Origin of the sequence: Gluconobacter thailandicus F149-1 = NBRC 100600, from assembly GCF_000964465.1 — a bacterium.
GTDB classification, from domain to species: domain Bacteria; phylum Pseudomonadota; class Alphaproteobacteria; order Acetobacterales; family Acetobacteraceae; genus Gluconobacter; species Gluconobacter thailandicus.
The window spans coordinates 1-26208 of sequence record NZ_BANH01000044.1 but is presented as its reverse complement, the minus strand read 5'-3'; the positions used below and the strand labels follow the sequence as shown (position 1 = coordinate 26208).

Genomic DNA, 26208 nt, shown 5'->3' with positions numbered 1-26208 from the left:
GGAGAGCATCATGCGCAGGATCCTGACTTCCACCCTGGCGGTTTTCGCCCTGACGGGCGCCGCCGTCGCGCAGGATGCGGATGGGGACGGCCCGAAGAAGCCGGACATGCACGAGCTGTATCGAAGCTCTTCATTGCCGAAGAGCCACGCCGACTTCAGCCGGTTTACGTACCGTCCTCCCGGGGACAAGGTGATCGAGCAGCCCGATGCGTTCCGTCTGCTGTTCCGCACGCGTGATGGACAGCCAGATGGGTATGCGGAACGCCGTGGCAATGCGGTGATCTACTATGATCGCTACGGCAAGGTCACGCATGTCCAGCCTCTGCCGGAAGACGACACAGCCTCCAACTGAGGCAGGACAGCTCGTTTCGCCCAGATCGGGCAGGCGGCGGGAGGTGGGCATAAAGCCTGTTTCCCGCCGTTTGTGTTTGTGGCGGGTTTGCCTGCGTACAGCGTTCAGGCCATCATGCGCCTTCTCCTTTTCCTGCTGGCAAAGCTGGCATTTCCCCCGGGTTTCCAATGACCGTTCCTGACATTGACCAGTTTCATGCCATTGCCATCAGCAGCCTTGCGCACAAACTGGCGGCTGAGGGGCGCAGCATCATTCACATGGAGTTCGGTCAGCCTTCGACAGGGGCGCCGCAAAAGGCTATCGAGCGTGCACAGCATGTTCTGGCGACTGATCCGATGGGGTATTGGGAAAGTCAGCTTCTGAAGGAACGCATCGCGCGGCACTATCAGGACATGTATGGCGCGCGGGTTCAGGCCGATCAGGTCATCCTGACGTGTGGGGCCTCGCCCGCTCTGGTTCTGGCGCTGACAAGCAGTTTTGTACCCGGCCAGAGGGTGGCGCTCGCCCGGCCGGGATATGTGGCGTATCGTAACACTCTGCGGGCGCTGCACATGGAAGCCATCGAGATCGAGTGCGGAGAGGCTGAGCGTTTCCAGCTTACGGCTGCTGCTGTGGCTGCGATTGAGCCCGCGCCAGATGGCCTCATTATTGCCAGCCCAGCTAATCCGACGGGTACCATTCTTGGGGATGAAGAACTCAGGGCTATCCTGGAGGTCTGCCGCGATCGTGGTATCCGCGTGGTGTCAGACGAGATCTATCACGGTCTGAGCTATGGCGACCCTGCTCATTCTGTTCTGGAATATGAGCCGTCTGCCATGGTGGTGAACAGTTTCTCTAAATATTTCAGCATGGCGCCGTGGCGTCTTGGGTGGCTGGTGGTTCCCGCGGATCGGATTGATGCGGCCCGCGCGCGGATGGGCAATCTGTTCCTGACGCCTTCTGCCCTAAGCCAGCATGCCGGTCTTGTGGCGTTTGACTGCGTGGATGAGTTGGAAGGGCATCTCGACACCTATCGTTGTAACCGCGATTTGTTGCTGGAGGCCATGCCGCAGATGGGGTTGATGCATATCGCACCGCCCGATGGGGCATTTTATATCTACGCGGATATCAGTCACCTTACGGATGATAGCTTGGAGTTTTGCCGTAGGCTGTTGCTGGAGACAGGCGTTGCCACCGCGCCGGGTGTCGATTTTGATCCAGTGAATGGGAGCCGCTTCATGCGCTTCAGTTTCGCGGTGTCCACGGACCGAATTGAAAAGGCTGTGCGGCGTATGGTGCCATGGTTCAGGGCTCAGGCCAGACGCTGATCCGTTTTTTCTGCGGCTCGCCAGCGCATCAGGCCTTGGAAGGCGAGCCCGATGAAAAACGCATACAGCACGGCAGTTGGATAAAGGTCGCGCGTGAGAAAGAGTAGCACGTAAGCTGTGTCGATCACGATCCACATCAGCCAGCTTGCAGTGTGGCGGCGGCCGGCCCAGAGCTGCGCCACGATGCTGTAACTGCTGAGCATGGCATCGGCCAGGGGTGTGGGATCGTCCGTAAACCGGGCGAGGCAGAACGTCCAGAGTCCGCCGCCGACAAGGCCCGCCAACAAACCGGCACAGGCATTATAGGTTGAAAGGGACCGGATATGGAGCGTGGCGTCTCCCTGTGTGGCATCTGTCTTCCACTGCCACCAGCCGTAAAGCAGACAGCCGCAGAAAATGGCTTGGAGGGCAGCATCAGCATAAAGCCGTGCTGTGAAGAAAACCCAGCCATAGAGAAGGGCGGCGACCAGTGAGACTGGCCAGCAGGCCAACTGGCGTTTTGCTGTCAGCCATACCCCTGCGGCGCTGAGGAGAGCGGCGAGAAGCTCGGTCAGGGACATGGGGTGATCTGTTCCAGAGTGTTTTCAAGCCACTGCAGAAGTGCCTGACCATCTGGCCCTGCGAACCAGTGGGCATGACCGAGCAGATAGTCCGAATAGGCCACGGTTGCGGAGGCTTCGTCGTGCACGAGGGTGCGGTAATACGAGACTTCCGAGAGTGCGAATTCGACATGCACCAAGGGCAGAAACGCCACGACCAGTTTGCGATCGGTCGGTGAGAGCGAGTTGATGGATTGATACCCGGTGAGAAGGGCTGTCAGTTGATCCCATGCCACCATGTAATTTGGAGCAAGCCACGTAATGGCAGTGCGCTCGATGGCGACAGCGAGGTCATAGGCCGCGCAGGTCTGGTCTGATATCCCGAAATCGAAAATCCCGCAGATTTCAGCTGAGGGCTCACGGGAGGTCCAGAACTGGTTCGAGGGGTGCCAGTCTCCATGCCCCCAAAGCGGTTCAATGTCGGGCAGAAGAGGTTTGAGACGGTTATGGAACGGCAGCAGGCTTTTGAGTTGCTGTTTCCATGAGGGGGTTGCGAAGACGGTATTGAGACCCGGTTGGGAATTGCCCCAGCGTGCAAGGCCCGTTTCAAGATCTGGATGGGTAATGGCCTGGAAACTGGAGAGCAGCAGGCGGTTATTCGGGCGGGCAGGGGCCGCGTATTTTTTTGCTGCGAGATGGAGATGCGCGAGCGTCCGGCCCGCCGTGTGGGCCTGCTCGACGCAGAAAAATGGTTCCCAGGATTGAACGTCCCGATACAGATCCAAACCCGGAAGCGGGCGGAAGACTTCGTAAGTCCATCCGTTCTCTTCCACTACCGAGCTTCCTGCGCGATCTTTCAGTGGGACCTGTACCGGCAGACCCTGTGCAGCAAGATGCGTCATGAATGCATGTTCTTCCATGAGGGCAGACTGATCGCGAAGGCGCGGATCATGCCGCTTTAGGAAGAGCACGGCTCCGTTTGTTAGCTTTACGAGGGCTGTTGCGGAGAAGGGGCGCTGGCCATGCCATAAAAGCGTATCCGGGACGGAGGGCAGGGTAAACCGTTCCAGAACATATCCAGCCTCATCCAGCGTCAGCAGCGGCCAGTGTCGTTCAGTTTGCACACCGTTGACGCCAAACTGTCCGGGAGCCGCCATGGCTTCAAAAACCTGTGGACGCTGTGAACAGGGCCGCGAAACCGCCGCCAATATAATAACTCGGGGCGCTCCCACTGATCGTGCTGCCGTAAATGCCGGTCGTGTCCTTTGCGTTCAGGGTCGGGCTGGCGACACCGGACAGGGACCGTTCATTGGTGATGTTGATGAAGTTCAGGCGCAGGGTTGGCTTGTGCAGGCGAGACAGATCACCGAAGCGATAACCGACGGAAATATCGCCGGTCGTTCGGTCTGACATCCGCTCATCATTCATGAACGTTGCGTATTGGTGCCCGGTGTAATGCAGGGTGGCCACGCCGAAGATATGCCCGTCATCGTAACTGATGCCAGCAGCGGCCTGAAGTGTCGGGCTGCGAACGGCAATCTTGCCCTTGGTGGGCAGAAGATCGCCACCTGAGGCAATGTTGTTATCAATGGTGGCGTGCAGGTATTCGCCGGAGACATAGGGGCTGAAATGATGCCAGGGGCGCAGACCGATTTCCACATCCACGCCGCGGGACGTCTGGCCTCCAGCGTTCATGGTCGTCTGGATGATGGAGCCGTTCTGGGAGGCCAGCGTTGAGATCTGACGGTTGGTGAAGTTGTAGTTGAACAGCGTCAGGCTGCCGATGATCCATTGTCCTGTGCGGCGATATCCCAGTTCTTCGGAAATGGAATATTCGTTGCGGACGTCCGCACTGCCTGTTGTGGCGAGTGCGCCGGATGTCGGGTCGTAAGTGTTGTAAAGGGCCGTCTGGTCAGGGGCACGGAAATTGGTCGTGGCGTTGAGGAAGATCTGGTTCTGCTCATCAATGCGCCAGCGGACGCCAAGACGCGGCAGAGGTTCCATGCTGTTGGAGGCTACACGATACTGAGGACCAGGAACATTGTTCGTGCCAGCGCGGCTCATCATGACGGCTTTGAAACCGGCTTCGATCGTCAGGCGATCATGCAGGAGCGAGATGTGATCGCCCACATATAGCGCGTTGGTCTGGGAAATGGTGTGGAAGCTGCCGCCCAGCAGTTTCTGCCCGTTCGCAAGATGGATCAGGTTGCTGCTGTTTTCCGCCCAGATGTCGCCTGAGGCGCCGGTGGCGGAAACGGTTGTGAAGGGCTGCTGCTCGTTGTCGTCTCCATAATCGTACCAGTAACCGAGCACGAAATCATTCCAGTCGGTTTTGTAATGCAGGGCGGAGTTAAAGCCTGAGCGATAGCTGCGCTGGGTGTAATTGGCGCGCACGACAGCGGTTCCGTCCTGTGCATTGGGCAGTGTGAGTGTGTCACTCAGGGGTTGCGTACCGTTATAGAGACCCGTTTCTGTCAGGGTAGAGCCACCCGGGACATTGCCATAAGCGAACTGTGCGTAAGGGGTGACGTCCAGCGACAGTTTATGCGTCAGATGCAGATGGATGGGGGCGCCTGCATAGAAAGTGCGTTCCGGTGCGCGCCACAGACGCCAGTAATTGACGGCATTGTCTGCGTTGGACGCGTCATAATGGCCAGCGAGATTGTTTGCGCCATGAATACCATCGGCTTTCCAGCTTTCCATCGTAACTTGCGGATAATAGCTGGTGACGGTGGTGTTGAAGGAGCCAATGAGGCTGGCGCGGTTGCCTTGGCCCCATTCCTTCAGGAACTTGAAATCGACATGCTGGCGTTTGTCACGCCCCGGTCCGCGCCAGTTGTCGCTGGCGCTGTGGGAATAGGACACGAAGCCACGAATGCCGGAATTGCCAATGTTTCCCGTTTCAAGACGAATGAATTCGCGGTTGGTGTCGAAGGAGCCATAGGAGACGCTGGCGAAACCTCCGGCTTTCTGGGACGGATCAAGAAAGGACAGGCTCATCAGGCCGCCGGCGGCGTTCAGGACAGGACTGTCCAGATCGGCCGAGCCTTGGGCGAGGGCGACCTGACTGTAATTCTCGCTATCGGCGAACTGGCTTGGATAGCCTGAATAATAGGCGACATCGTTCAGCGGCGTGCCTTCCAGCACATAGCCGATGGCGTCATTGTTCAGTCCGCGAACGGTCAGGTTGGTGTTGGGCGAAAAGCCGAACGGGTCGGATGTGGCGACATTGGCGCCGGGCAGCATGGAGGCCAACTGATAGGCCGTCGCCATTGGGAGCTGTTTGTCCATGTAATCACGGCTGACCGTACTGACGGAGCGCACGCTGTTTTCAGGGTGGATCAGGCCACCGCCGGGCTGGTGACCGGGTGCGCTGTCAGAGACGCGGTGAACGGTAATGTGCTCGGTTTTTGGGGCAGCAGGGACAGGTGGGGTGAGGGCTGTAGTATCAGCCGCCCGCACCGGGCCGGCACAGACGGTCAGGCCGAGCAGAACGGCGGGGACGGGACGCGGCCTGTATGAAAATCGGTTGCTCATGAACGTCGTGTCCCGCCTGCAAGACTGCGATCCCACCCATGCAGGGCGGGACGACGAGAGACACCGAAAATCCAGCATATGGATCTGTCAGCAGCCACCATCCCTCCGCCAGCATGAACTGGATCAGGTTCGATGGGTCACTGCGCCGGCCTGTCCCGCGACGGAACGGACCTTCAGCAGTCTCTCAGCCCTTTGGCAGGGCACCCCAAGGTGAAGACGCACTCCATCCATGGGAGGTGGGGCAATGTCAATAATTTCTTTGCTGATGAACTCATCAAAAATATGACTGAAGCAGAATCAATTTCACGAACGAAATAATGGTGCCTCCTGCATTAAATCGACAACGATTTTGGAGGACTGAAACTCATTTTTGGCAGTCAGAACCTGATCCAGGCGGTTACGGGAGCAATGTACGCAATAGCCAGAAATCAAGGTGCAGTTTTCTCGGATCGGGTTATGGTGGTGCGCCATTCCATATATGGTAAGAACTTTAAGGGCTAAAAAAGTCTTGGACACGAAAGGTCTTCAGACGTCTGTTGTGTCTCAGTCTTTATACGCTGGATACAAATCCGGATTTTCACAACGCTATTTTGACAGGACGGTATTCCAAATAGCATCCGCTCCACGATTTGCTGCACCTTTTGCTGTAGGCCCGAGTGATTTTCTGGCCCATTCTTTCTGACGGTCTATGTATAAGGCGTGCCGTGCAGATGCTGCGTGAATTGCTGGAAGAAGGTCGCGCGGGTCATTGATGACATCTCCAAGATGCCAATGGGCAAAGCTGGGGTTTTCTCGCCAGGCAAGGTTGTGCGGGTTTAAGAAGACGCATGGACGAGGAACTTCAAGAAATTCGTAGACCTGGCTACTGGCATCTCCAACATAAATATCGGCTGCTGTAGTATATGTCATATCAACGCATTGATCAGAGCCAGTGTCGACAATAATCCTGGGGGTGCTTCTGGCATTCCAGCGATCTCGCGTCGATTGTTTGCGACGTCGGAACATTTTCGTATGAGGAGCTACGATAAGGTTGAAATCTGACTGATGTGAGAACTGCTCCAGCATCGGCTCGATAAAGTGCCCCCAGGACGATAGACCGCGCGCCTTGTGGGAATTGTAAAGAACGATGGGATGACTGTTTCCAAAAAGTGGTCCATTGGTACGTGGAAGAACAGTACAGGTTTCAAGTTTTACAGACCCAATGATGGTATAATTATCGGGATTGATAAGACCATTATCCAGCATCCTCTGAGCTGATTTTTCTCCGGGAAGTAAAACATGATCGAAGGATTTGACATCATCCGTAAATCCGCGCGCGCGATCTCCGCAACCATGTGGACTGTAAATCAGTCGCGGCCGCGATATCCCAAGACGTCTGGCTGAAGACACGGTATCCTCAACCGTTACAATTGCATCGTATTTGTTAAGTTCAGTGGCGTTATCGCGAAGGACCATATCCTTGAACATTCCAAGGAGACGAATTGATTGCATGAATGCCGTAGGGAATGAGCGCCGGAGAGGGTGATATTCCATCGGGGGAGCATCCAGCGCCTTACGTACGCGCTCAAGATGATAAGGCGTCTCGGGGTCATTGTAAAAATTTGTAATATTTACGCTGTCATATTTGGCCAGTTCCAGTGCAATTGCCGCAGCGTGGTAGCACTGATATGATTCAGCAATGTACAGGAAAGCAATGTTCGTCATATCCCAGTATATGTTTTTATTACGGATAGTGAGCAAGTCTCATTGAGTACCTATAATCAAGACAAAGGATTGCTTGGGCGTGCCCTCTCAAATCTTGCGTGGCTGCTCGCGGGGAAAGGTGTGGGGGCCGTATTAAGCCTTATCTATCTTGGTTTGGCTGTCAGAACATTGAAAAGTGAGGGATTTGGTCAGTTCACACTTATTTTTGGTACGGCTCAGGCCATTGCGGCAATCGTCAGCTTTCAGACATGGCAGATCGTGATCCGCTATGGGGTGCACCACACGAAGAATGATGATAATGGCCCGCTTTCACGCTTGGCCGGATTCTGTATTGGTCTGGATATAGCTGGAGCGGGAGCGGGCTGTTTGTTGGCATGGGGGGGCGTAATCCTTCTTGCACCCTTGCTGGGGTGGTCGCAGCCCTTATCTCATGCTGCGCTGGCATTCTGCTTTGTTATGCTGCTTTCAGTTCGCTCAACAGCTGTGGGACTTTTACGATTGCATGATCGTTACGGCCTGGGGGCACTGGCAGATGCGGTGACGCCTGTGGTGCGTTTTTTCGGGGCTGTGACTGCGGTCATGCTAGACCCCACAGTCACAGGTTTTTTGATTGCATGGGCGATTGCGGACATCGTTACGGCTATTGTGTACTGGGTCTGTGTCATACGGGTGATGCCCAACTATCTAAATCTTTCAAATATGCGGCAGGGCTGGCGGGCTCCTTTGGAAAACCCTGGGATCTGGCGTTTTACGTGGCTTACAAATCTAAATTCGATTATTGGTACGGGCTGTAATAATCTGCTTGTTTTATTGGTAGGTATTTACACGGGTGCGGCGGATGCCGGTCAATACCGGCTGGCGTATCAGCTCAGTCAGGCACTTGCTCGAGTTTCAGAAATGTTCTCGCGTGCAGTTTTGCCCGAGTTGGCCCGGGCGCATGCTATGAATGAATTCAAAAGTATCCAAAAACTGTTACAGCGCTCTACGGGGTTGGCGATTGCAGCAACAGTCACAATTATCCTGATTGTCAGTGTAGCCGGTCAGCCGGTTCTGAAAATTCTGGCAGGTGCAGCTTACCTTAATGCGTTTCCTCTTCTTGTCGTTTTGGGAATTTCTGCATCATTTGATCTGATTGGTGTGAGTTTTGAACCTGCCTTGATTGCAACAGGTTATGCTGGAAGTGCATTAAAGGTTCGTCTTGCCAGGACGTTGGTGCTCTTTGCCGCTTTTGCTGTTCTGGCGCCCTTCTGGGGTGCTATGGGCGCTGCGTGGAGCACGATGATTTCATCCCTCCTGGGGCTATTACTATCGGGATGGGCCGTTTGGCGGGCAGTCGGCAGTCAAAGCCGGATGTCCAGGTTTCAGACAAGGTAGAGATCTAAAATCCTGTTTTCGGTTTTCTCAATCATCTCATTGACTTGAAATGCAGGTAAAACGGGATCGTCTGGCATGACAGTCGCGTTTGGAGCCCAAAGTAATAACAACCTGTTTGGAAAACCACGCAGAACTTAATTTTGCGCGGCTTTCCATGGCGTCGGGGGTGCAGCATCAAAGGCGTGATGCGCTCCCGTTCTTCTCTCGGCATCTCAAACGGATAATGTTTCGTCTTTCCGGTGCTTCTGGCCCCAGGTTCCGTCTGATCTGGTGTCCACACCCAGAACACGTCACTGATTTTTCAAACAGGTTCCAAAGTCTTCGTGATGGAATAACCCTCGACATCCAACGGAAGATTCCTGAGAGTGGGTGGATGCCCGTCTGTCCGCCCATCTGTTGTATTTCAGTCCGAAGGATCGCCTGTGCTCGGTGAGACCTTCCGTTCCCTGGGGCGGCCCAATTATCGTATCTGGGCCATGGGATCCGTGTGTTCCAATATTGGAACATGGATGCAGCTCACGACCCAGGACTGGCTGGTCCTTACAGAACTGACAAACCATGATGCCATGGCCATTGGCATCGTTATGGCCCTTCAGCTCGCGCCCCCGCTTCTGCTGATCCTCTGGACCGGCCTTGTTGCGGACCGGGTTGAAAAACATAAATTCCTCCTGTTTACGCAGGCAGCTTTGGGCACTCTGGCTGTTGGTCTGGGGCTTCTGGTCGTTACAGGTACGGTTCGGCTGTGGCAGGTGGATCTGTTTGCCTTTCTCAGCGGTTGCGTGGCGGCGTTTGACAGTCCGATCCGGCAGACATTTGTTGGCGAGCTTGTGGGAGAAAAGGATCTCCCGAATGCGGTTGGCATCAACTCGATGTCTTATAATGCCGGGCGCATGATCGGGCCTGCGGTGGCCGGTTTCTGTATTGCGGAGGTCGGGTCAGGCTGGTCGTTTATGCTGAATGGCCTGTCGTTTTTTGGCGTAACGGCGTCTCTTCTGCTGATCCGGAGAGATAAGCTGTTCCGTTTTGAACGTGCAAAGAAAGACGAACGCAATGCCCTGACGAGCGGGTTGCGTTATGTCTGGGCGCGGGAAGATCTGCGGACCATTCTTGTGATGCTGTTCATCATAGGCGCCTTCGGGCTGAATTTCCCGATCTTTATTGCGACCATGGCGGTCGGTGTTTTTCACGTAGGTGCCCATGGTTATGGCGTTCTGAATTCTGCCATGGCGATCGGGACGCTGCTGGGCGGGTTTTTGGCCGCACGCCGAATGCAGGCGGATTTTGATGTCCTGCTAAGGGGCTCCGTGATTTTTGGTGCGGGCTGTCTGTTTGCGGCGCTGGCACCCAGTTACTGGATCTTTGCGCTGGCTCTCATCATCACGGGAATGTCGTCCCTGACGTTCACAGCGACCAGCAACAGCTTCATGCAGCTTTCCAGCGAACCTGCGATGCGCGGGCGTGTGCTGGCGATCCGATTTGCCGTGTTTGCCGGGGCGTCTCCGTTTGGAGCGCCGGTTGTGGGATGGGTGGCCAACCAGTTCGGGCCAAGGTGGTCTCTTGGCGTTGGTGCGCTTTCAGGGTTTCTGGCCGCAGTCGTCGCGTTGCTCTACATTACCCATGTTCGCCAGCAGCAGAGTGAGAAGCATTTGTGAGGCGCTCGCTTTTTAAAACCGGACTGATGGCCTTTTGTGTCCTGGGTCTTCTGCTGACTGCGTGGTGTGGCGCTGTCGCCTGGTACGGTGTGCGATCTTCTGTTCAGCCTGCGGAAATGGCTGTGATTTTTGGAACAGCGGTAACGGATCAGGGAGTTCCGAGACCGGCTTTGCAGGATCGGTTGGAAACCGGCCTGAATCTTTGGAAAGAGCATCATGTCCGAACCCTGATGGTCAGCGGTGCCGTCGAGACGGAAAACCATCAGGATGAAGCGGAAATCATGGCGCACTGGCTGGAGGCGCATGGTGTGCCAGCGTCAGACATCATCGTCGACTCACAGGGCAACAACACCTGGCTCACCGCTTTGCATGTAGCGGAAGAGTCTCCCGATGGCGCGGTTGTCGTCTCACAATGGTTTCACATCATGCGTGCGGAATGGGCGCTGCGCCATGCAGGCGTAAACCGGGTTTCAGGCGCTTATCCAGCACGGTTTCGTGTCCCGGAACTCTGGTATCTGCTTCGGGAGGCCGTGGCGCTGCCAGTCTATGTTCTGACGAAAACGCCACCCTCCAGAGACGGAGTTTAGTAAGGAACGCCAATCTGCTCGATGGCCGTGGCGAGGGACGGTGACAGGGGCATCATGGGGGCAAGCGTGGACTGGTAGGCGTGATAAAGATCGCCTTTGCCTTTGTAGATATGTTCGGTGGGCTCGCCTTCGGGGCTGACTTCGTTGAACCAGCTTCCAAAATCGCGATCGATCAGGGTCGTATCGATGTAGTCCCAGATCGTTCTGTACCAGTGCTCGTAATTCGGATTGCCCGTGCGCTTATACAAATTGATAGCGGCTGTCAGGGCTTCGGCGTGGGCCCAGTGAACGCGGGATCGAACATGGGGTTTGTGCTCCCAGTCGATCGTGTAAACCATGCCCGGCAGGCCATCGACGTTCCAGCCGGCTTTCATGCCGGTTTCAAACAGCGCCTGTGCATCATGGAGCATCCAGCCGGGGGCTTTTTCACCGCGGCGTAGAAGGGCGGCTTCAAGTTTCACGGTCAGATGGGACCATTCCACGAAATGTCCGGGTGTCATGCCATAGGGGCGAAGATCGTCTGTGGGCTTGTCTTCATGGTAGTTCCGCAGCAGATCCCAGTCCCGGCTGAAATGTTCCGGCATGGCAAAGCCCTGCTGGGGAGCCAGTTCATGAACGAACTTTGTGACGATTCGCAGGGCGCGGTGCAGCCATTTTATATCCCCGGTAACGTCCGCCAGCGCCATGAAGGCTTCGGTGGAGTGCATGTTGCTGTTGGCGCCACGGTAGTTCTCCTCGGCTGACCAGTCGTCTGCGAAGCTTTCGCGCATGACGCCTTCTTCCTCGGACCAGAAATGCGTCTCGATCTGATGAATGGCGTCTTTGAGAAGGGTGTTTGCGTCTTCCACACCAATCAGCACAGCAGAGGAAGCTGCCAAGGCAACGAAAGCGTGGAGATAGGCTTGCTTGGAGTCATGGGGACGATCGGCAAAATGGTTCCACCCGCCATGTTCCTGATCGCGGAATGAGGTCAGAAGCGCATTGACGCCATGTGCAACAAGAGGCGCGCTGCCCGGAATGCCCTGGAGTTCTGCCGTGGCATAAGCATGGACACAACGTGCGGTAAGGGTGGCTTCCGGCTTGGCACCGTCTGGCAGGTTGCCCTGCAAATCCAGTCCTGCGAAGCCGCCGTCAATGCAGCCTTCCTTGCTGAAATCCAGCAGCCTGCGCCCCTGCATTTCGAGCCACGCCCGGTGGGATGGACGACGGATCCAGGCGTCGCGGCTCAAAAGGATTGGAGAAAGGCGGTCGGACATAAAAACTCCACACTGCGTTTGTAATCATCAGCCAGTGTCATTGAGGACGCATCAGAGACCATCGGGTTCCCGGAGGCGTGAATGCTGTGTCGCTCACGAACACGCGGGCATGTGCGGAACTGTCTTGCGTCTGGAGTTTGCTTTGCCGATACATAAGTCATGACAGAACGATCACCGATCATTGTCGCCCCCAGCCTGCTGGCTGCCGACTTCGCCCGTCTTGGAGATGAGATTGCATCCATCTCCCGTGCGCCCTGGTTGCATCTGGATGTGATGGACGGTCATTTCGTGCCGAACATCTCCTTCGGCCCACCGGTTATCGCTGCGCTGCGAAAGCACACGGACGCGAAGTTCGACGTGCATCTGATGATTGATCCGGTCGACCCGTATCTGGAAGCCACGGCAAAAGCCGGTGCGGATCACATCACGGTTCATGTGGAAAATGCACCGCATGTTCATCGGACGCTCCAGACCATCCGTGCTCTGGGTTGCCGTCCCGGAATCGCGATCTGCCCGGCAACGCCGCCGGAAGCATTGTCTCAGGTTCTGGATCTGGTGGACATCATTCTGGTCATGACCGTGAATCCGGGTTTTGGTGGTCAGAGCTTCCTGGAAAGTCAGCTTCCGAAGATCCGGACGCTGGCCCGCATGATCAAGGACAGCGGCCGGGATATTATTCTGGCAATTGATGGCGGAGTTGATCCGACGACGGCTCCGCGCGTGGTTGAAGCAGGTGCCAGAATGCTGGTGGCGGGGTCTGCAATTTTTGGAAAAGCGGATCGCGATTCAGCCATTCACGCCCTTGAAGGTCCATTCAAGGAAGACAGTGCCTGATGCCCATTAGTCGCTGGATCAAGGACGCTAAGCTTTCTTTTGCACGTTTGCCTGTTGGTGGTGCCGCCCTGGAAGGGCCTGTGTATGTTTATCGCGACCCGTGGAAAGGGGATGCCGAGCAGGGCGCCCGCCTTGTCGCGGGTCGTTTTCGGTTTGATCGACAGGATTACGATTTGCCCCGCGGCAAGTGGGAGCGTGGTCCATGGCCGGAACCTGCGAAACAGTGGCTGCACAGTTTTGCATGGCTGCGTGACCTTCGTGCTCTTGGCAGTGACGATGCCCGTCTGACAGCCCGTGCACTGGTCGGGGACTGGCTGGCGCATCCGCCGACCGATCCATTGGTGAAAGATGCCTGCGTTACCGGAGGGCGCCTTTCTTCCTGGCTGGCCAATCATGAATTCTGTCTTGCCTCTGCTGATCGGAAACTTCAGCAGAAGCTGATGGAGCGGATGCTGGTGGAAGGTCGCACCATTGCGGCCCTTCTGCCACTGGAGCCACAAGGGTGGCGTGGACTGACGGCTCTGCGTGGTCTTCTGGCGGCAGCTCTGGCCATGCCGGATCATTCTGGCTTCATGACACGGTTTCTGCGTTATCTGCCGTTTGAAATCGAACGCCTGATCCTGCCGGATGGGGTGGTGATTGAGCGTTCCCCCGAGGCGCAGTACCAGACGGCGCGTGAACTGGCGGAAATGTCCGTCATGTTCCGCACAGCCCATTCCAGTGTGCCTCCGGTTCTCGATATGGCTCTGGATCGAGTGTGCCCTGTTCTGCGTGCCATGCGGCATGGGGATGGTGGTTTGGCTGTCTTTAACGGTTCTGGAGAGCGCTACAGCGCGGCGGTGGAAGATGTTCTTGCGCTGGGATCTCGCCAGAAGCTGATTGCCCCAGCCATGCCTCAGGGTAAATTTACGCGCCTGGCGCTGGGGAAGTCTTTGCTCCTTGTGGATAGTGGGCCCCCTGCGTCTGCCGGATATGACCGCACGGCCCATGCGGGTACTTTGTCCTTCGAGTTCTCGAACCAGCGGCATCGTCTGTTCGTCAACTGTGGCAGTGCACAAACAGGCGCATGGGAACAGGCGCTTCGTGCCAGCGCGTCTCATACGGTGCTGGTTGCGGACGGTCTTTCATCATCGGATTTCGGTCTGAACGGGCATGTAACCCGTCGTCCGGCGCACGTCACGTGTGAGCACCAGACCAGCGGTGAGGCTCACTGGCTTGACCTGTCCCATGACGGGTATCACCCACCACTAGGCGTGAAATGGACGCGACGTCTGTATCTGGGAGCGGATGGTGAAGACCTGCGCGGGCAGGAGGTCCTTGAAGGCGAACGCGAAACGCCTTTTGCTCTGCGCTTTCACATTCATCCGGATGTGCGTGTCACCCGCGATGATGAGGATATCATCCTCCAGGTCGGTGGCATGATCTGGCGCTTCCGTCAGAAGGGCGGAATGCTGTTGCTGGAAGATGACGTCTATCTGGCGCGTGGCCGACGGGAAGCAACGAAGCAGATCGTGATTGCATCGCTTCGGAAGGTGGTTCCGGTCGTGGAAAAACCCGAGACGGAAAGTGCGGATAAGCCAGACGACGTGAAGCCGGAAACGCCTAAACCCGAAACGCCGCCTACCAAGCCGTTGCAGACTGTCTCCCAGACGGTGACATGGCTGCTGGAACGCATCCCGGAATAAAGGTCGTTCTGTGAAGATCCTTGAAATCACGAATGTTGATTTCTCCCTGAGACAGTTCCTGTTTCCGTTGATGAAAGCCCTGCGGGACGCCGGGCATGACGTTCAGGGGGCGTGTGCGGAAGGGCCGCATCTGGCTCCGGTACGCGCTGATGGGTTTGTGGTTCACGCGGTTCCGATGGCGCGGTCTCTGTCTCCGGTGGCGCAGCTTCGGGCGTTTGTGGCGCTCGTTCGACTGATCCGGCGGGAAAAGCCGGATGTCGTTCATGGGCACATGCCAATCAGCGGGATTCTGGCCCGGTTTGCGGCACGGCTCTGTGGCGTTCCGGTCATTGCCTATACCTGCCACGGTTTCCTGTTCAATCAACCCGGTTCTCTGGCGCGACGCCTGCTGTCTATTGTTCTGGAATGGGCAGCAGGGCGCATCACCACGCTTTACATGACCGTCTCTGTAGAAGAAGCGCGGGATGCAAGACGGCTACATTTAAACAGTCATCCCCTTGCAATCGGAAATGGGCGTGACCCGCAGCGCTATCACGCTGACCCGTTGGTCCGGGCGCGCATCCGCAAGGAGTTGGGTGTTCCGGAAGATCGGCCTGTCGTAATCGTGGTGTCCCGGCTGGTGCGCCACAAGGGGCATCCGGAACTGCTTCGGGCCATGGAAGATGTGCCGGGAGCTGAGTTGTGGGTTGTGGGTGAGCGCCTCCTTTCCGATCATGGGGACGATCTCGGACCGTCTTTTGAAAGAGCCAGAGACCGTTTGGGCGACCGTTTGCGGATGCTGGGGTATCGGGAAGATGTTCCGGACCTGCTGGCTGCGGCGGATGTGTTTGCGTTGCCAAGCCATTTTGAAGGTCTGCCTATGTCCGTCATTGAAGCGATGCTGACGGAACTGCCGGTTGTCGCCACGGATGTTCGTGGTCCGCGGGAACAGGTTGTGGACGGAGAGACCGGGTATCTGGTGCCGCCGGGCCTGTCAGCGCCATTATCCCGCGCTCTGAGGTCTTTGACGCAGGATCTGCCACGAGCCCGTACGATGGGGGAGCGCGGGCGTCAGCGGGCTGTTGCGTCTTATAGCGAAAAGCGGATCATGGATCGGGTTGTGCGGCTGATCGAGGTTGAGGGACAATAAGGCGTTGGACGGGGCATTTTGAAAAGTCTCTGGTATTCGCCTGTTATTCCGAAATGTTGATTTCCGCTCTTCAGAAAACGCACCAGAATAGATGTGTTCTATCTGGAGTGAGGGGCAATGTCTGACGGAACAAAGGTTCAGACTGAAGAAAAAAGCCGGTCTGGTATTTCTCTGGCACGCCGACAGGTGCTGTCCGGAGCCGCCGGTTTAGCCTGTCTGGGCGCGGTCAAAGCCAAGGCAGCGGCAATACCGGGGACGATAGAGCCACCGAGCGTGATCAGTCAGCCACCACGTTCCTGGGGGGCGAAAGCGGGGCCTGGCTACCTTCCGGATCCGGATGTCATTGCGATTGATCCGTCCTTCCGGGATCTGACGTATTTTGCGGCTCCGATCCGACGGGTCTGGGATCAGGGTGGTTGGCTGGAAGGCCCAGCCTGGAGCAGTGAAGGACGCTTTCTGGTTCTGAGCGATGTCATTCGTTCACGTGCTCTGCGCTATATCTGGGAAACCGGAGAAATTACGGATTTCCGGCCTGATGGATATGCAGCCAACGGCAACTGTTTTGACTTCGACGGTCGGCTTGTCGTCTGCGAAGATTTTTTCCGACGTGTGGTGCGATGGGAACATGACGGGAGTGTCAAGGTTCTCGCGGATAAGTTTGAGGGGAAGGGACTGAACTCCCCCAACGACGTGGTGCCGCACCCTGATGGTAGCCTGTGGTTCACGGATCCCGGTTATGGCACGAACATCACGGAAGGCCATGCGGATGAACCCGGTGGGCCGACCAATCCGGACGGAAAAATCCGCTGGAATATCGGCCGTGAACTGACGGGCGAAATTGGCGGGACGAAACGCCAGACTGACCATGTCTTTCGCATTTCCCCGGATGGAACACTTCAGGCCGTCCTTCAGGAAAAGGATCTGCATGATCCGAACGGCCTGTGTTTTTCTCCGGACTACAAGACGCTGTATATTGTCTCGACGCCCAAAGGGCCGGGGCAGAAGGTGGGAGGCGATCAGGCGATCCACGTCTATGACGTGAACGGTGGCAGCCTTTCCAACGGGCGTATTTTTGCGGACATGAAGCTCAATGGAGCGCAGCTTAACCCGGATGGTATCCGCGTAGATGTGTTCGGAAATCTGTGGTGTGGCGCATCGGGCCCACTTGGCCTGTGCGGGGTGTTTGTTTTCAATCCGGCCGGTAAGTTGATTGGTCGGCTTCGCTTGCCTCAGGGATGCTCGAACCTGACATTCGGTGGTCCAAAGCGCGACCATCTGTTCATGTGCGCTGCCGGGTCACTCTTCGTGCTTCAGGTGGGCGTGCAGGGCTTTGCGCCCTCCTGAACGGGTATTGCGGCTGGTGTCAGAGCCAGCCGTTCTGCCTTGCAATGCGACCGGCTTCAATTCTGTTCCGGGCATCGAGTTTCTGTACAATTTCCGAGAAATAATTGCGGACGGTTCCAGCCGAAAGGGAAAGCTCCTCGGCAATGTCCTTGTTGGTGCGCCCCGCTTCGGCCAGACGCAGCATGGACCGTTCCCGGTCTGACAGTGGATCGGGAAGAGCATCCCAGACGGCTTCCGCCAGATCGGATGCGATAGCGCGGCCGCCAGCGGCAACCTTGCGGATCGCATCGGCCAGTTGCGTAATCGGGGCGTCCTTGAGCATGTAACCGCGCACACCCGCCTGAAGCGCACGACGCAGATAGCCGGCCCGGCCAAAGGTCGTCACGATCATGACGCGGCTGGGAAGGCCCTGTTCACGAACCCGTTCGGCCAGTTCGATGCCGGTCATGTGTGGCATTTCGATATCGGTGATGATGACATCCGGGCGCAGGGTTGCGGCGAGTTGCAGGGCCTGTTGCCCGTCTGCCGCCCGTCCCACGATCTGAATGTCTTCTTCCAGGCCAAGGAGAGCTTCGAACGCATCCAGCAGCATGGCCTGGTCTTCAGCCAGAATGAGACGGATCATGGGGTAATACTCGCTGTCAGTCGAAGGCCACGGGGTGTGTGGCTTAGCATCAGGGAACCGCCCGCAGCGGCAAGTCGTGTTCTCATTCCGCGCAGGCCATTGCCTTCCTGGGGCGGTGCCGGGGACCGGCCAGAATGGGACGTGCCATCGTCCTCGATCCGGATGGCGCAGGGTTGCCCCTGTGTGTCACAGCCGAAGCTGATGGTGCAGTTCCGTGCGCCGGAGTGGCGGATTACGTTCGTGACGGCTTCACGAAGAGCCATGGCCAGCACGCTGCTCTGTGGATGGTCAGCCAGATGTTCAGCATGATGGACGGTCAGGCTGATGGAAGCGGCTTCGAGGGCTTTGCCGGCCCGATCCAGTTCATGCTGGAGGGACGCGCCATTCATGCCTGTGACCGCTTCACGCACTTCTTTCAAAGACGTTCGGGCAATCTGTGTGATGTCCTGCACTTCGCGCTGGGCACGGTCGGGCTGTGTTTCAAACAGGCGGGTGGCGAGCTCGGCTTTTACGGAAATCACGGTCAGGGAATGGCCGAGAAGGTCGTGCATGTCCCGCGCAATCCGCTCGCGCTCGGCTGTGGCGGCCAGTGTGCGGATTTCATGCTGGGCTTTACGGAGCTGAAGATTTTGAAGGCCCAGCTTCCACTGCATCCAGGTCCCGATATAGGTGATGACGCTGAAAAATGCCCCGAAACCGGCATGGAGCATGGACTTGTCCTGCAACCAGACAAAACCGAACAAGGCCCCCTGAAGTCCCAGAATGGTCAGGAGCGCTTGCCGTCGCTGTTGGAAGCACGCGCACATTGCTGTGGCATAGATGTTAAAGACCATCCAGTCTGCCTGCGTCCACGATGTGGCAAAACCCAGAAGTGCGGTGAAAATGATTTCGGGGAGGCCGTAGTAACGATCATTCCTGTAAGGCGCGAAATAGAGCAGCAGGAAGATGCCGAGTGTTGCTACGGAAAACAGGACGGCGGGCACGGTGGCTGATCCGTGGATCAGCCAGGGGATGGGATAGATCAGCAGATAGACAAGATAGGAGACCCGGTACCGGTTGAAGCTCGGCCAGTTGTCTTCCTTGCTTCCGGGAAGAGGAATGAAGGTCTCTTGTGCCATCATGAGGAGAGGGCGTTCCTTGGCTGAAAGGACAAGGTTCCGGAATTGCGCAGACGCAGGATGGAGCCGGCCCAGATTGCCAGCGCGGTTCCGAACCCTGCGACTTCAAGATGTAGCGGTTCTGGCAGCAGGAAAGAAAGAGCGGAGATACCAACGATCACACCGCCCACGATGATATGGACCGGCTCCTGCATGGCCCGGCCCATCGGGATGTAGGACAGGCCGATGATGCAGCCGAGGAGCGGGTACAGAAGTTCAGCATGATGGGCAGAGCGGACGGCTGTGATCATGACGGTGATGGCGACGATGCGCATGATTTTGACCCGTCGTAGCAGGGCGGCATCCTGCACACCCTCCGGTCTGCACTGGATCAGGTCACGATAGGCAAATCCCGCCAGAACGGTCAGGCTGATGACCGCAAGCAACGCCACCATGACGGGTTTTGGAAGCTGGGCTGCTGTGGCTCCGCGCATGGCCCAGATTGCCGCGAAGGCCAGACCGGCGGCATCGGTGAAAAGGGCTTTCCAGTTCTTCTGACGTGTCATGACCAGCGACTCCATTGTTCCGGAAAGATTATGACATACGCCATGATCTGGAACAGTGAAGGTGGTCATGACCTCACCATGACATCTGTCAGATTCAGACAGGACGGATAAGAATATGTTTCTTCTTGCCGGAAGACACCTTCAGCGTGCCGTCGCGCAGGTCACTGAGCGTGAAGAGCTGGTTTTCATCTGAAACGACAGCATCGTTCACGCGCCCACCGCCACCACGGATCAGGCGACGGGCCTCGCCACCACTGGCAGCCAGACCGGCTTCCTGAAACACGCGGAAGGCCGGGAGACCCTCTGCCAGCATGTTGGCGGGAAGATCGATTTCCGGAAGAGCGGCCGTCGTGGAGCCCTGTTCGAAGACCTTGCGGGCCGTGTCAGCTGCTTCTTCTGCTGCTGTGCGGCCATGACAGATGGCCGTGGCTTCCGTGGCAAGGATCTTCTTGGCCTCGTTGATTTCTGCCCCTTCAAGCGCACCCAGACGCTCGCATTCCTCAACAGGCAGATCCGTGAAGAGCTTGAGGAAGCGGCCAACATCGGCGTCTTCGGTGTTGCGCCAGAACTGCCAGTAATCGAAGACCGAGCGCTTTTCGGCACGTAGCCATGTGGCCCCTTGCGCGGACTTACCCATCTTCACGCCGGAAGACGTGGTGACGAGAGGTGTGGTGAGGCCAAACACCTGCTTGCCATCGGTCCGACGCGTCAGGTCGATGCCAGCGACAATGTTGCCCCACTGGTCCGAGCCGCCCATCTGAAGCACGGCACCATGCCGGCGGTTCAGTTCACGGAAATCATAGGACTGGAGAATGGAGTAGTTGAACTCCAGAAAAGTCAGCCCCTGCTCACGGTCCAGACGCTGCTTCACGCTTTCGAAAGACAGCATGCGGCTGATGGAGAAATGAACGCCGACGTCCTGCAACAGGTTGATGTAGGACAGCTTGTCCAGCCATTCCGCATTGTTGGCAAGAATGGCGCCGCTGGACGGGTCTTCATCGCTGAAGGTGATGAACTGGCGCAGAGACTGCTCAATGCCAGCGATGTTGTGCGTGATGGTCTCGTTCGTCATGAGCGAACGGGCTTCGTCACGGAAGGACGGATCACCGATCTTGGCTGTGCCGCCGCCCATCAGGGCGATCGGGCGATGACCGTGCTTCTGAAGCAGACGCAGCGCCATGATGGACATGGCATTGCCGACATGCAGGGAGTCTGCCGTTGGATCGAAGCCGACATAGGCGGTGATCGGTCCAGCCTGCATGGCGGCATCGAGGGCATCGAGGTCGGTGCACTGGAAGATCAGGCCGCGTGCCTGGGCTTCGAGAAGGAACGGACTCTTTGGCATGGATCGGTCTTGCTGCTGCACTGTCAGAAAAGAAGGGAGGGATTGTCTATCATAACATCCGCAAAAGCACGACCGCCCGGCGTACAGATGTGGGTTGCAATGTGGTGGTCATGGTTTGTCGCTTGAATGCCAGAGAGGTTGGATAATAGAGGTATGTTATATCGTAACATATTATCTGAGTGTGTTTCCGCTTATGCGTCTCCGGTTCTTCTACAAAGCCGTTCGCCCGTTTTACCCGGCTCTGGTGGGGGGCATGATGTGGAGCCCGACGCTTTTTGCTGACGAGCGAACGGAGAGTGTGAAGTCCTCGAAAGCGGAAGATATTGTGGTCACGGGGTCATATCTGGGTGGGGCAGGTAACAGGACGGCCAATCCGGTTCAGATCATTTCATCAAAAGATATTCAGAAGACCTCGGCCATTTCTCTTGGAGACTATCTGACACGATTACCCTCCGTCGGCTCATCAGGAACCCCGAACACGCGTACGAATGGCGGTGGTGGTGTGTCCTGCACGGATTTGCGGAATATGGGGCAGGGGCGTGTTCTTATTCTGATTGATGGCAAGCGCACGGCCATGAATGCGGGATCGGAATGTGTGGATCTCAACGCTATTCCCGTGCAGCAGATCGACCGGATTGAAATCCTGAAGGATGGTGGGTCTGAGCTTTACGGAGCGGATGCTGTTTCAGGTGTCATCAATATCCGGCTGAAACATGATCTGACGGGAGGCAACCTGACGATCAAGGGCGGTATCACACAATATGGCGATAGCCGCTCTGGGCTGATTTCCGGCTATAAAGGGTTCAATTTCGATCATGGGCGCGGCAACGTCACGCTGTTCGGCCAGTATGATACGACCGGGCCGATTTCTTCGCGGGATCGCCAGTGGGCTGCGCTTCCGCAGAATGATAATCCCGCATCAGGGGCTCCGAGTTTTGGCTCTTCCATCATTCCAGGCGGCGTGGCGTTTAATCCCGTAACGGGAAAGAAAATGGTCTCTGATGGAAATGGTGGTTTTCGCTCGCTCCAGTCTTCGGATCTGTACAATTTTGCCGAAGGGTCAATGCTTCAGAACTATCATCAGAACGCGGCTCTGTCTGGTGATGCCCATTACGATCTGAACGCACACGTCACACTCTATTCCAATATCCGGTACAGCCACACGACAGCGTCCCGTCAGCTCTCGCCGGCTCCGGTTCAGGGCAGTATTCCGCCGTCGAGCCTGCCGTCCTCATGGATTATCCCCGCGGATAGCCCCGATAATCCGTGGGGTAAGGATTATGCCGTGACAAAGCGGATGGAAGATGTCGGATATCGGCAGAACGATTTTGCGGTTGATACCTGGACCGTCATGGGAGGGGCGAAGGGTCGCATTGTCGGGGACTGGCAATATGATGCGTCCATGACCTATGGCGTCAGTCAGTTAACGGCGCAGACGCAGAATATGGTTAATTATCGTCACCTGCTGGAAACGACCGGAACGGAACAGCTTGATCCATCCAGTTCGTCGAGCGCGGTGCGATATAATCCGGATATCTGCGTGGCAGCGTCAGGATGCGTTCTGCAAAATCCTTTCGCGCCGTATTCGGAGCAGGCCGCGAATTACGTCCGTTTCACGCAGCATGATCATGCGGATTACCAGATGCGGGACGTCAACCTGCGCTTCCACAACAACCATGTTCTGAGCCTGCCATACCGTCACGGCGGCCAGATCGGGCTGGCATTCGGGATGGAACATAGAAGCGAACAGCTTAGCTACAAGCCCGATCCCGTTGTGGAGCGTGGGGATTCCACGGGCGCGACAACGGCTTATACGGGCGGCGGTTTCCATGTGACGGAAGGGTATGTCGAGGGGAAAATTCCACTTTTTGAAAATGCCTTTCTGGCCCGGGATCTGACCGTGGATCTTCAGGGGCGTGTCTCGGCGTATAATACGTTTGGAACGACGAAGAACTGGAAGGTTGGGCTGCACTGGGCACCTGTTCAAGACATCGCGTTTCGCGCCACACTGGGAACGTCTTACCGCCAACCGAGTATTTACAGTCTCTATGGTGGCCGCACGCTGAGTTATCCGTCTGCGTCCGACCCATGCAGTCAGGCTGGAGCCTATGGAGCGCGGGCTGGAACGGTTCGGGCAAGGTGCCTGTCTGAAGGGATTAATCCGGAGACGTTCAGTTCGGCGTTCGTGGGGCAGTTGCCCACGTTGTCAGGCGGGAATACGGCGCTGAAACCTGAAACGGGTCGCACTTACACGATTGGAACAGTCGTCACACCGCACTGGGTGCCGCATCTCTCATTGTCCGTCGAATACTGGCACTACACGTTGCAGAACATGATTTCCGCACCGGGTACGCAGTATATTCTGGACGGATGCTATACGGGTACGGAACCACAGCTGTGCTCTCTTGTGTCCCCACGGTCCACGAGCGGGCAGCTTACGGCGATTTCCGCCATTCAGCAGAATCTTGGTGGCCTGCGGACAAATGGCCTGGACATCGACCTGACATACCGGATGCGTCTGGGGCCGCAGGATAGTCTGTCTCTGTCCGAAAACTATCAGCAGTTGATCGGCTATTTTCAGCAGTACACACCCGGTGGGGCATGGCGGAATTACACGGGACGACTGCTGTATCTGTCGGGCAGCGGGATGCCTCGGGAGCGGAGTTATACCACAGTCAGTTGGCAGCATGGCGCGTTCAGCCTGACCTACATGGTGCAGTATATAGGGGGCATGCGCTGGAATGACGGCACGAACGATCTGGCCCCACAGACGGCCGGACGCACACGTTCGCCGGGTGTTTTCCTTCAGGACGTGACGCTGGGCTATCGAACGGGGCGATGGACGGTTAATATGGGCGTCAACAATCTGTTCAACCGTCAGCCACCTTTCGTTGTGGATGGCGCATCCAACACAGCGGTTGCGCAGTATTCGGGGTTTATTCCGGGCCGATATATGTTTGCTCAGGTCGGAGTGGATTTCTAAGGTTCAAAAAGAAGGAGGCATCCTTTTGGGACGCCTCCTTCGGTTTCAGTGCTTGATGGCATCAGGCAGTGCGTAAACCACAAGCTGGTCCGTGATCGGCGTCATCATGAAATGGTGCCCTCCGGCCATGATGGCAACGTACTGATGCCCGTTGGCTTCATACGTCATCGGGTTGGCCTGACCCCCACCCGGCAGCACCGTACTCCACACAACCTTGCCAGTATGTTCATCAATGGCGCGGATCATGTTGTCCGTTGCCGCTGCAATGAAAATCAGGCCACCCGCCGTCACGACGGAGCCACCATTGTTCGGAGTGCCGATTTCCCATGACAGACCCGTCGGCAGTCCCCATGGGCCGTTGGCGCGTGCTGTGCCTAGCGGATGCTGCCACAGCACCTTCTGGCCATGTTTCATGTCGATAGCCGTAATCATGCCGTAGGGCGGACGATGGCACAGTATTTTGGTGACAGGGTCCCAGAAGGGGGCAATGGCGATGGCATAGGGTGTGCCTTCCATCGGGCCGTTACCTTCTGCAGCCCCTGCGCCGGGCTTGTAGTTTGGATCGTCGATTGGCATCAGGCCTAGAGAATCCGCCTTCTTGCGCGTGATGAGCTGTGCATACATGGGCGAGGCGTTCCAGTTCGCAATCAGGATGCCAGATTGCGGATCATAGGACATGGACCCCCAATCGCTGCCGCCATTGTTGCCTGGATACATGATCCATGGCTTGTCGAGACTTGGGGCTGTGAACTCACCATCATAATGCGCACTGCGGAACTTGATGCGGCAGTAAAGCTGATCCAGCGGGGACATGCCCCACATGTCCTTTTCCTTCAGCTCCGGCATCCGAAGAGCAGGCATTCCAACGGACCAGGGCTGCGTAGGCGCGCGACTGTCTCCGGGCACATTCCCTGCAGGAGCGGGGCGTTCCTCAACCGGCAGGATCGGCTTGCCGGTACGGCGGTCCAGTACGAAGGTCTGGCCACGTTTGGTCGGCACAATTAGGGCTGGTGTAGGTGTGCCGTCCGAACCCGGCATATCCATCATCGTGACCTGAGAACCCATGTCATAGTCCCAGACGTCCTTGCGGGTGGTCTGATACACCCAGCGTGGGGAGCCGGTTTTGACGTCCAGCGCTACGACGGATGTTGAAACTGCATTTTCCGCCGGGCTGCGCAGACCGCTGAAATAGTCGCCGCCGGAATTGCCTGTCGGGACGTAAACCAGACCCTGCTCGTTATCGCCTGTCATGGCGGCCCAGGAATTTGGCGTTCCACGGCTGTAATGACGGTTGTCCGTGGGCTGGCTGTGATCGTCCGGATTGCCGACATCCCAGGCCCAGACGAACTTCCCGCTTTCCGCATCATAGCCCCGGATCACGCCTGATGGTGCCCAGCGGCGCTGACCGTCCAGCACTTCGTGGTTGACGACTACAACGCCGTTCACAACTGGTGGGGGTGCCGTCATGGCAACAAAGCCCGGAACGGATTCACCGAGGCCTTGCATCAGGTTGACCTGACCGTTGTGGCCGAAAGCCGGACAGAATTCGCCGGTTGCCGCATCGACGGCGACGAGGCGCATATCCAGCGTGCCTTCGATGATGCGATTATGGCAGGGTTCGCCCTCCGGCACGACGGAAGACATGAAATACGTTACGCCTTTGCAGGCTGCCGTGTACGGAATGGCTTCATATTTGACGCCAAGGTTGCGACGCCAGATCTCCTTACCCGTCGCAGGATCGAGTTTCATGATGTCGTTCTGCGCCGAGCACATATAGAGGCCGTCTCCCACCTTGATCGGTGTGGTTTCTGCGGCCCATTTGTTGGCCTGTCCGGGACGCGGATAGCTGCCGGTATGATACACGAACGCTGGTTCAAGGCGCTTTACTGTCTCCGGGTTCAGTTCCGTCAGAGGGGAATAGCGCGTGGCCTTGTCATCCCGTCCATAAGCGGGCCAGTCCTCACGGGCCGGGTTTGCGCTTTGCTGCGGAGCCATGGCTGGCACCTGCGAGGCATCGATTGACTCAATATCCGGCAGGTTGGCCGCATTCACACCCGGCGCCTGTGGGGCATAGGGCGACGGTCCTGCGAAATAGCTTGGGTTGGGGGGTGTGTTTTCCTTTGGCTCATCTGCATTGCCAGGGCCGGGAATGGTCGCGGAAGGCGGACCGCCCGATCCTGCGGGTGCGAACTGAGCGTGAGAAGCGAGCGGCGAACAGGCAAGGGCGAGCCCTGCGGCTGTTGCGAGCAGGTAAGGCCGGCGCATCAGACGGCTCCTCTGAGAGTACGACGG

20 protein-coding genes and 1 riboswitch are annotated in these 26208 nt (G+C 57.1%); of the genes, 10 read left to right on the top strand and 10 right to left on the bottom strand.

Going from position 1 to position 26208, the window contains the following annotated elements; translation table 11 throughout:
* Positions 1 to 10 precede the first annotated feature (10 nt).
* A complete protein-coding gene (locus B7444_RS11975; RefSeq protein ID WP_007281566.1) occupies positions 11 to 352 on the top strand; it encodes a hypothetical protein in 342 nt (113 codons plus the stop codon).
* Between the two features lie 167 nt (positions 353 to 519).
* Positions 520 to 1659, top strand: coding sequence for a pyridoxal phosphate-dependent aminotransferase (locus B7444_RS11970; RefSeq protein ID WP_007281565.1), 1140 nt, complete (start codon positions 520 to 522; stop codon positions 1657 to 1659).
* Here the strand turns inward: B7444_RS11970 and pnuC are convergent.
* The 4 genes from pnuC to B7444_RS11945 all read right to left on the bottom strand — a co-directional run bounded on the left by pnuC (position 1644) and on the right by B7444_RS11945 (position 7439).
* The gene (gene pnuC, locus B7444_RS11965; protein ID WP_007281564.1) at positions 1644 to 2219 is read right to left on the bottom strand and encodes a nicotinamide riboside transporter PnuC; all 576 of its coding nucleotides are present in this window, start codon (positions 2217 to 2219) and stop codon (positions 1644 to 1646) included. The genes B7444_RS11970 and pnuC overlap by 16 nt on opposite strands.
* Positions 2210 to 3355, bottom strand: a complete 1146-nt coding sequence (locus B7444_RS11960; protein ID WP_007281563.1) for a phosphotransferase enzyme family protein — start codon at positions 3353 to 3355, stop codon at positions 2210 to 2212. Before B7444_RS11960 ends, pnuC begins: the two co-directional genes overlap by 10 nt.
* A 4-nt stretch (positions 3356 to 3359) precedes the next feature.
* On the bottom strand, positions 3360 to 5735 hold the full coding sequence (locus tag B7444_RS11955) for a TonB-dependent receptor (protein ID WP_007281562.1): 2376 nt from the start codon (positions 5733 to 5735) through the stop codon (positions 3360 to 3362).
* Between the two features lie 83 nt (positions 5736 to 5818).
* A riboswitch (TPP riboswitch) is annotated at positions 5819 to 5953 on the bottom strand.
* 367 nt (positions 5954 to 6320) lie between these two features.
* Complete coding sequence (locus tag B7444_RS11945; protein ID WP_007281559.1) at positions 6321 to 7439, bottom strand: hypothetical protein; 1119 nt, start codon at positions 7437 to 7439, stop codon at positions 6321 to 6323.
* Between the two features lie 42 nt (positions 7440 to 7481).
* Between B7444_RS11945 and B7444_RS11940 the strand changes: the two genes are divergently transcribed.
* The 3 genes from B7444_RS11940 (at position 7482) to B7444_RS11930 (ending at position 11052) form a co-directional block, all read left to right on the top strand.
* A complete protein-coding gene (locus B7444_RS11940; protein ID WP_231502809.1) occupies positions 7482 to 8813 on the top strand; it encodes a lipopolysaccharide biosynthesis protein in 1332 nt (443 codons plus the stop codon).
* Positions 8814 to 9235: 422 nt separating this feature from the next.
* Complete coding sequence (locus B7444_RS11935; protein ID WP_007281557.1) at positions 9236 to 10465, top strand: MFS transporter; 1230 nt, start codon at positions 9236 to 9238, stop codon at positions 10463 to 10465.
* Between the two features lie 26 nt (positions 10466 to 10491).
* Positions 10492 to 11052, top strand: a complete 561-nt coding sequence (locus tag B7444_RS11930; protein WP_007281556.1) for a YdcF family protein — start codon at positions 10492 to 10494, stop codon at positions 11050 to 11052.
* Here B7444_RS11930 and B7444_RS11925 read toward each other — a convergent pair.
* A complete protein-coding gene (locus B7444_RS11925; protein WP_007281555.1) occupies positions 11049 to 12308 on the bottom strand; it encodes an AGE family epimerase/isomerase in 1260 nt (419 codons plus the stop codon). The genes B7444_RS11930 and B7444_RS11925 overlap by 4 nt on opposite strands.
* 159 nt (positions 12309 to 12467) lie before the next feature.
* Here B7444_RS11925 and rpe point away from each other — a divergent pair, with 159 nt between their 5' ends.
* From rpe to B7444_RS11905, 4 genes are all read left to right on the top strand, one after another.
* A complete protein-coding gene (gene rpe / locus B7444_RS11920; RefSeq protein ID WP_007281553.1) occupies positions 12468 to 13142 on the top strand; it encodes a ribulose-phosphate 3-epimerase in 675 nt (224 codons plus the stop codon).
* Positions 13142 to 14827, top strand: coding sequence for a heparinase II/III family protein (locus B7444_RS11915; protein WP_007281552.1), 1686 nt, complete (start codon positions 13142 to 13144; stop codon positions 14825 to 14827). Before rpe ends, B7444_RS11915 begins: the two co-directional genes overlap by 1 nt.
* A 10-nt stretch (positions 14828 to 14837) precedes the next feature.
* Positions 14838 to 15956 (top strand): glycosyltransferase family 4 protein, encoded by a 1119-nt coding sequence (locus B7444_RS11910; RefSeq protein WP_007281551.1) that lies wholly within the window; start codon positions 14838 to 14840, stop codon positions 15954 to 15956.
* A 117-nt stretch (positions 15957 to 16073) separates the two neighbouring features.
* The gene (locus B7444_RS11905; protein ID WP_007281550.1) at positions 16074 to 17300 is read left to right on the top strand and encodes an SMP-30/gluconolactonase/LRE family protein; all 1227 of its coding nucleotides are present in this window, start codon (positions 16074 to 16076) and stop codon (positions 17298 to 17300) included.
* Between the two features lie 19 nt (positions 17301 to 17319).
* Here the strand turns inward: B7444_RS11905 and B7444_RS11900 are convergent, their stop codons facing one another.
* Genes B7444_RS11900 through tyrS form a run of 4 tightly spaced genes read right to left on the bottom strand, consistent with a single transcriptional unit; the run spans position 17320 to position 20933 of the window.
* Positions 17320 to 17925, bottom strand: a complete 606-nt coding sequence (locus B7444_RS11900) for a response regulator transcription factor (protein WP_007281549.1) — start codon at positions 17923 to 17925, stop codon at positions 17320 to 17322.
* Positions 17922 to 19046 carry a sensor histidine kinase gene (locus B7444_RS11895; protein WP_007281548.1) on the bottom strand — a complete coding sequence of 375 codons (1125 nt, stop codon included), beginning with the start codon at positions 19044 to 19046 and terminating at the stop codon, positions 17922 to 17924. The genes B7444_RS11900 and B7444_RS11895 overlap by 4 nt, the downstream gene beginning before the upstream one ends.
* Positions 19043 to 19657 (bottom strand): hypothetical protein, encoded by a 615-nt coding sequence (locus B7444_RS11890; RefSeq protein ID WP_007281547.1) that lies wholly within the window; start codon positions 19655 to 19657, stop codon positions 19043 to 19045. The genes B7444_RS11895 and B7444_RS11890 overlap by 4 nt, the downstream gene beginning before the upstream one ends.
* A 25-nt stretch (positions 19658 to 19682) precedes the next feature.
* On the bottom strand, positions 19683 to 20933 hold the full coding sequence (tyrS, locus tag B7444_RS11885; protein WP_007281546.1) for a tyrosine--tRNA ligase: 1251 nt from the start codon (positions 20931 to 20933) through the stop codon (positions 19683 to 19685).
* A 193-nt stretch (positions 20934 to 21126) separates the two neighbouring features.
* Here tyrS and B7444_RS11875 point away from each other — a divergent pair, with 193 nt between their 5' ends.
* Positions 21127 to 23916: a TonB-dependent receptor domain-containing protein gene (locus tag B7444_RS11875; RefSeq protein WP_007281544.1), complete on the top strand. Its 2790-nt coding sequence runs from the start codon at positions 21127 to 21129 to the stop codon at positions 23914 to 23916.
* 45 nt (positions 23917 to 23961) lie between these two features.
* Here the strand turns inward: B7444_RS11875 and B7444_RS11870 are convergent, their stop codons facing one another.
* A complete protein-coding gene (locus B7444_RS11870; protein ID WP_007281543.1) occupies positions 23962 to 26181 on the bottom strand; it encodes a pyrroloquinoline quinone-dependent dehydrogenase in 2220 nt (739 codons plus the stop codon).
* Positions 26182 to 26208 lie beyond the last annotated feature (27 nt).

Coding starts and splice junctions, on each gene's coding strand:
- B7444_RS11905 (WP_007281550.1), top strand. CDS start 16,074: ATGTCTGACGGAACAAAGGTTCAGACTGAAGAAAAAAGCCGGTCTGGT.
- B7444_RS11975 (WP_007281566.1), top strand. CDS start 11: ATGCGCAGGATCCTGACTTCCACCCTGGCGGTTTTCGCCCTGACGGGC.
- B7444_RS11945 (WP_007281559.1), bottom strand. CDS start 7,439: ATGACGAACATTGCTTTCCTGTACATTGCTGAATCATATCAGTGCTAC.
- rpe (WP_007281553.1), top strand. CDS start 12,468: ATGACAGAACGATCACCGATCATTGTCGCCCCCAGCCTGCTGGCTGCC.
- B7444_RS11890 (WP_007281547.1), bottom strand. CDS start 19,657: ATGACCACCTTCACTGTTCCAGATCATGGCGTATGTCATAATCTTTCC.
- pnuC (WP_007281564.1), bottom strand. CDS start 2,219: ATGTCCCTGACCGAGCTTCTCGCCGCTCTCCTCAGCGCCGCAGGGGTA.
- B7444_RS11875 (WP_007281544.1), top strand. CDS start 21,127: ATGCGTCTCCGGTTCTTCTACAAAGCCGTTCGCCCGTTTTACCCGGCT.
- B7444_RS11895 (WP_007281548.1), bottom strand. CDS start 19,046: ATGATGGCACAAGAGACCTTCATTCCTCTTCCCGGAAGCAAGGAAGAC.
- B7444_RS11960 (WP_007281563.1), bottom strand. CDS start 3,355: ATGGCGGCTCCCGGACAGTTTGGCGTCAACGGTGTGCAAACTGAACGA.
- B7444_RS11915 (WP_007281552.1), top strand. CDS start 13,142: ATGCCCATTAGTCGCTGGATCAAGGACGCTAAGCTTTCTTTTGCACGT.
- B7444_RS11970 (WP_007281565.1), top strand. CDS start 520: ATGACCGTTCCTGACATTGACCAGTTTCATGCCATTGCCATCAGCAGC.
- B7444_RS11870 (WP_007281543.1), bottom strand. CDS start 26,181: ATGCGCCGGCCTTACCTGCTCGCAACAGCCGCAGGGCTCGCCCTTGCC.
- B7444_RS11900 (WP_007281549.1), bottom strand. CDS start 17,925: ATGATCCGTCTCATTCTGGCTGAAGACCAGGCCATGCTGCTGGATGCG.
- tyrS (WP_007281546.1), bottom strand. CDS start 20,933: ATGCCAAAGAGTCCGTTCCTTCTCGAAGCCCAGGCACGCGGCCTGATC.
- B7444_RS11925 (WP_007281555.1), bottom strand. CDS start 12,308: ATGTCCGACCGCCTTTCTCCAATCCTTTTGAGCCGCGACGCCTGGATC.
- B7444_RS11930 (WP_007281556.1), top strand. CDS start 10,492: ATGGCCTTTTGTGTCCTGGGTCTTCTGCTGACTGCGTGGTGTGGCGCT.
- B7444_RS11955 (WP_007281562.1), bottom strand. CDS start 5,735: ATGAGCAACCGATTTTCATACAGGCCGCGTCCCGTCCCCGCCGTTCTG.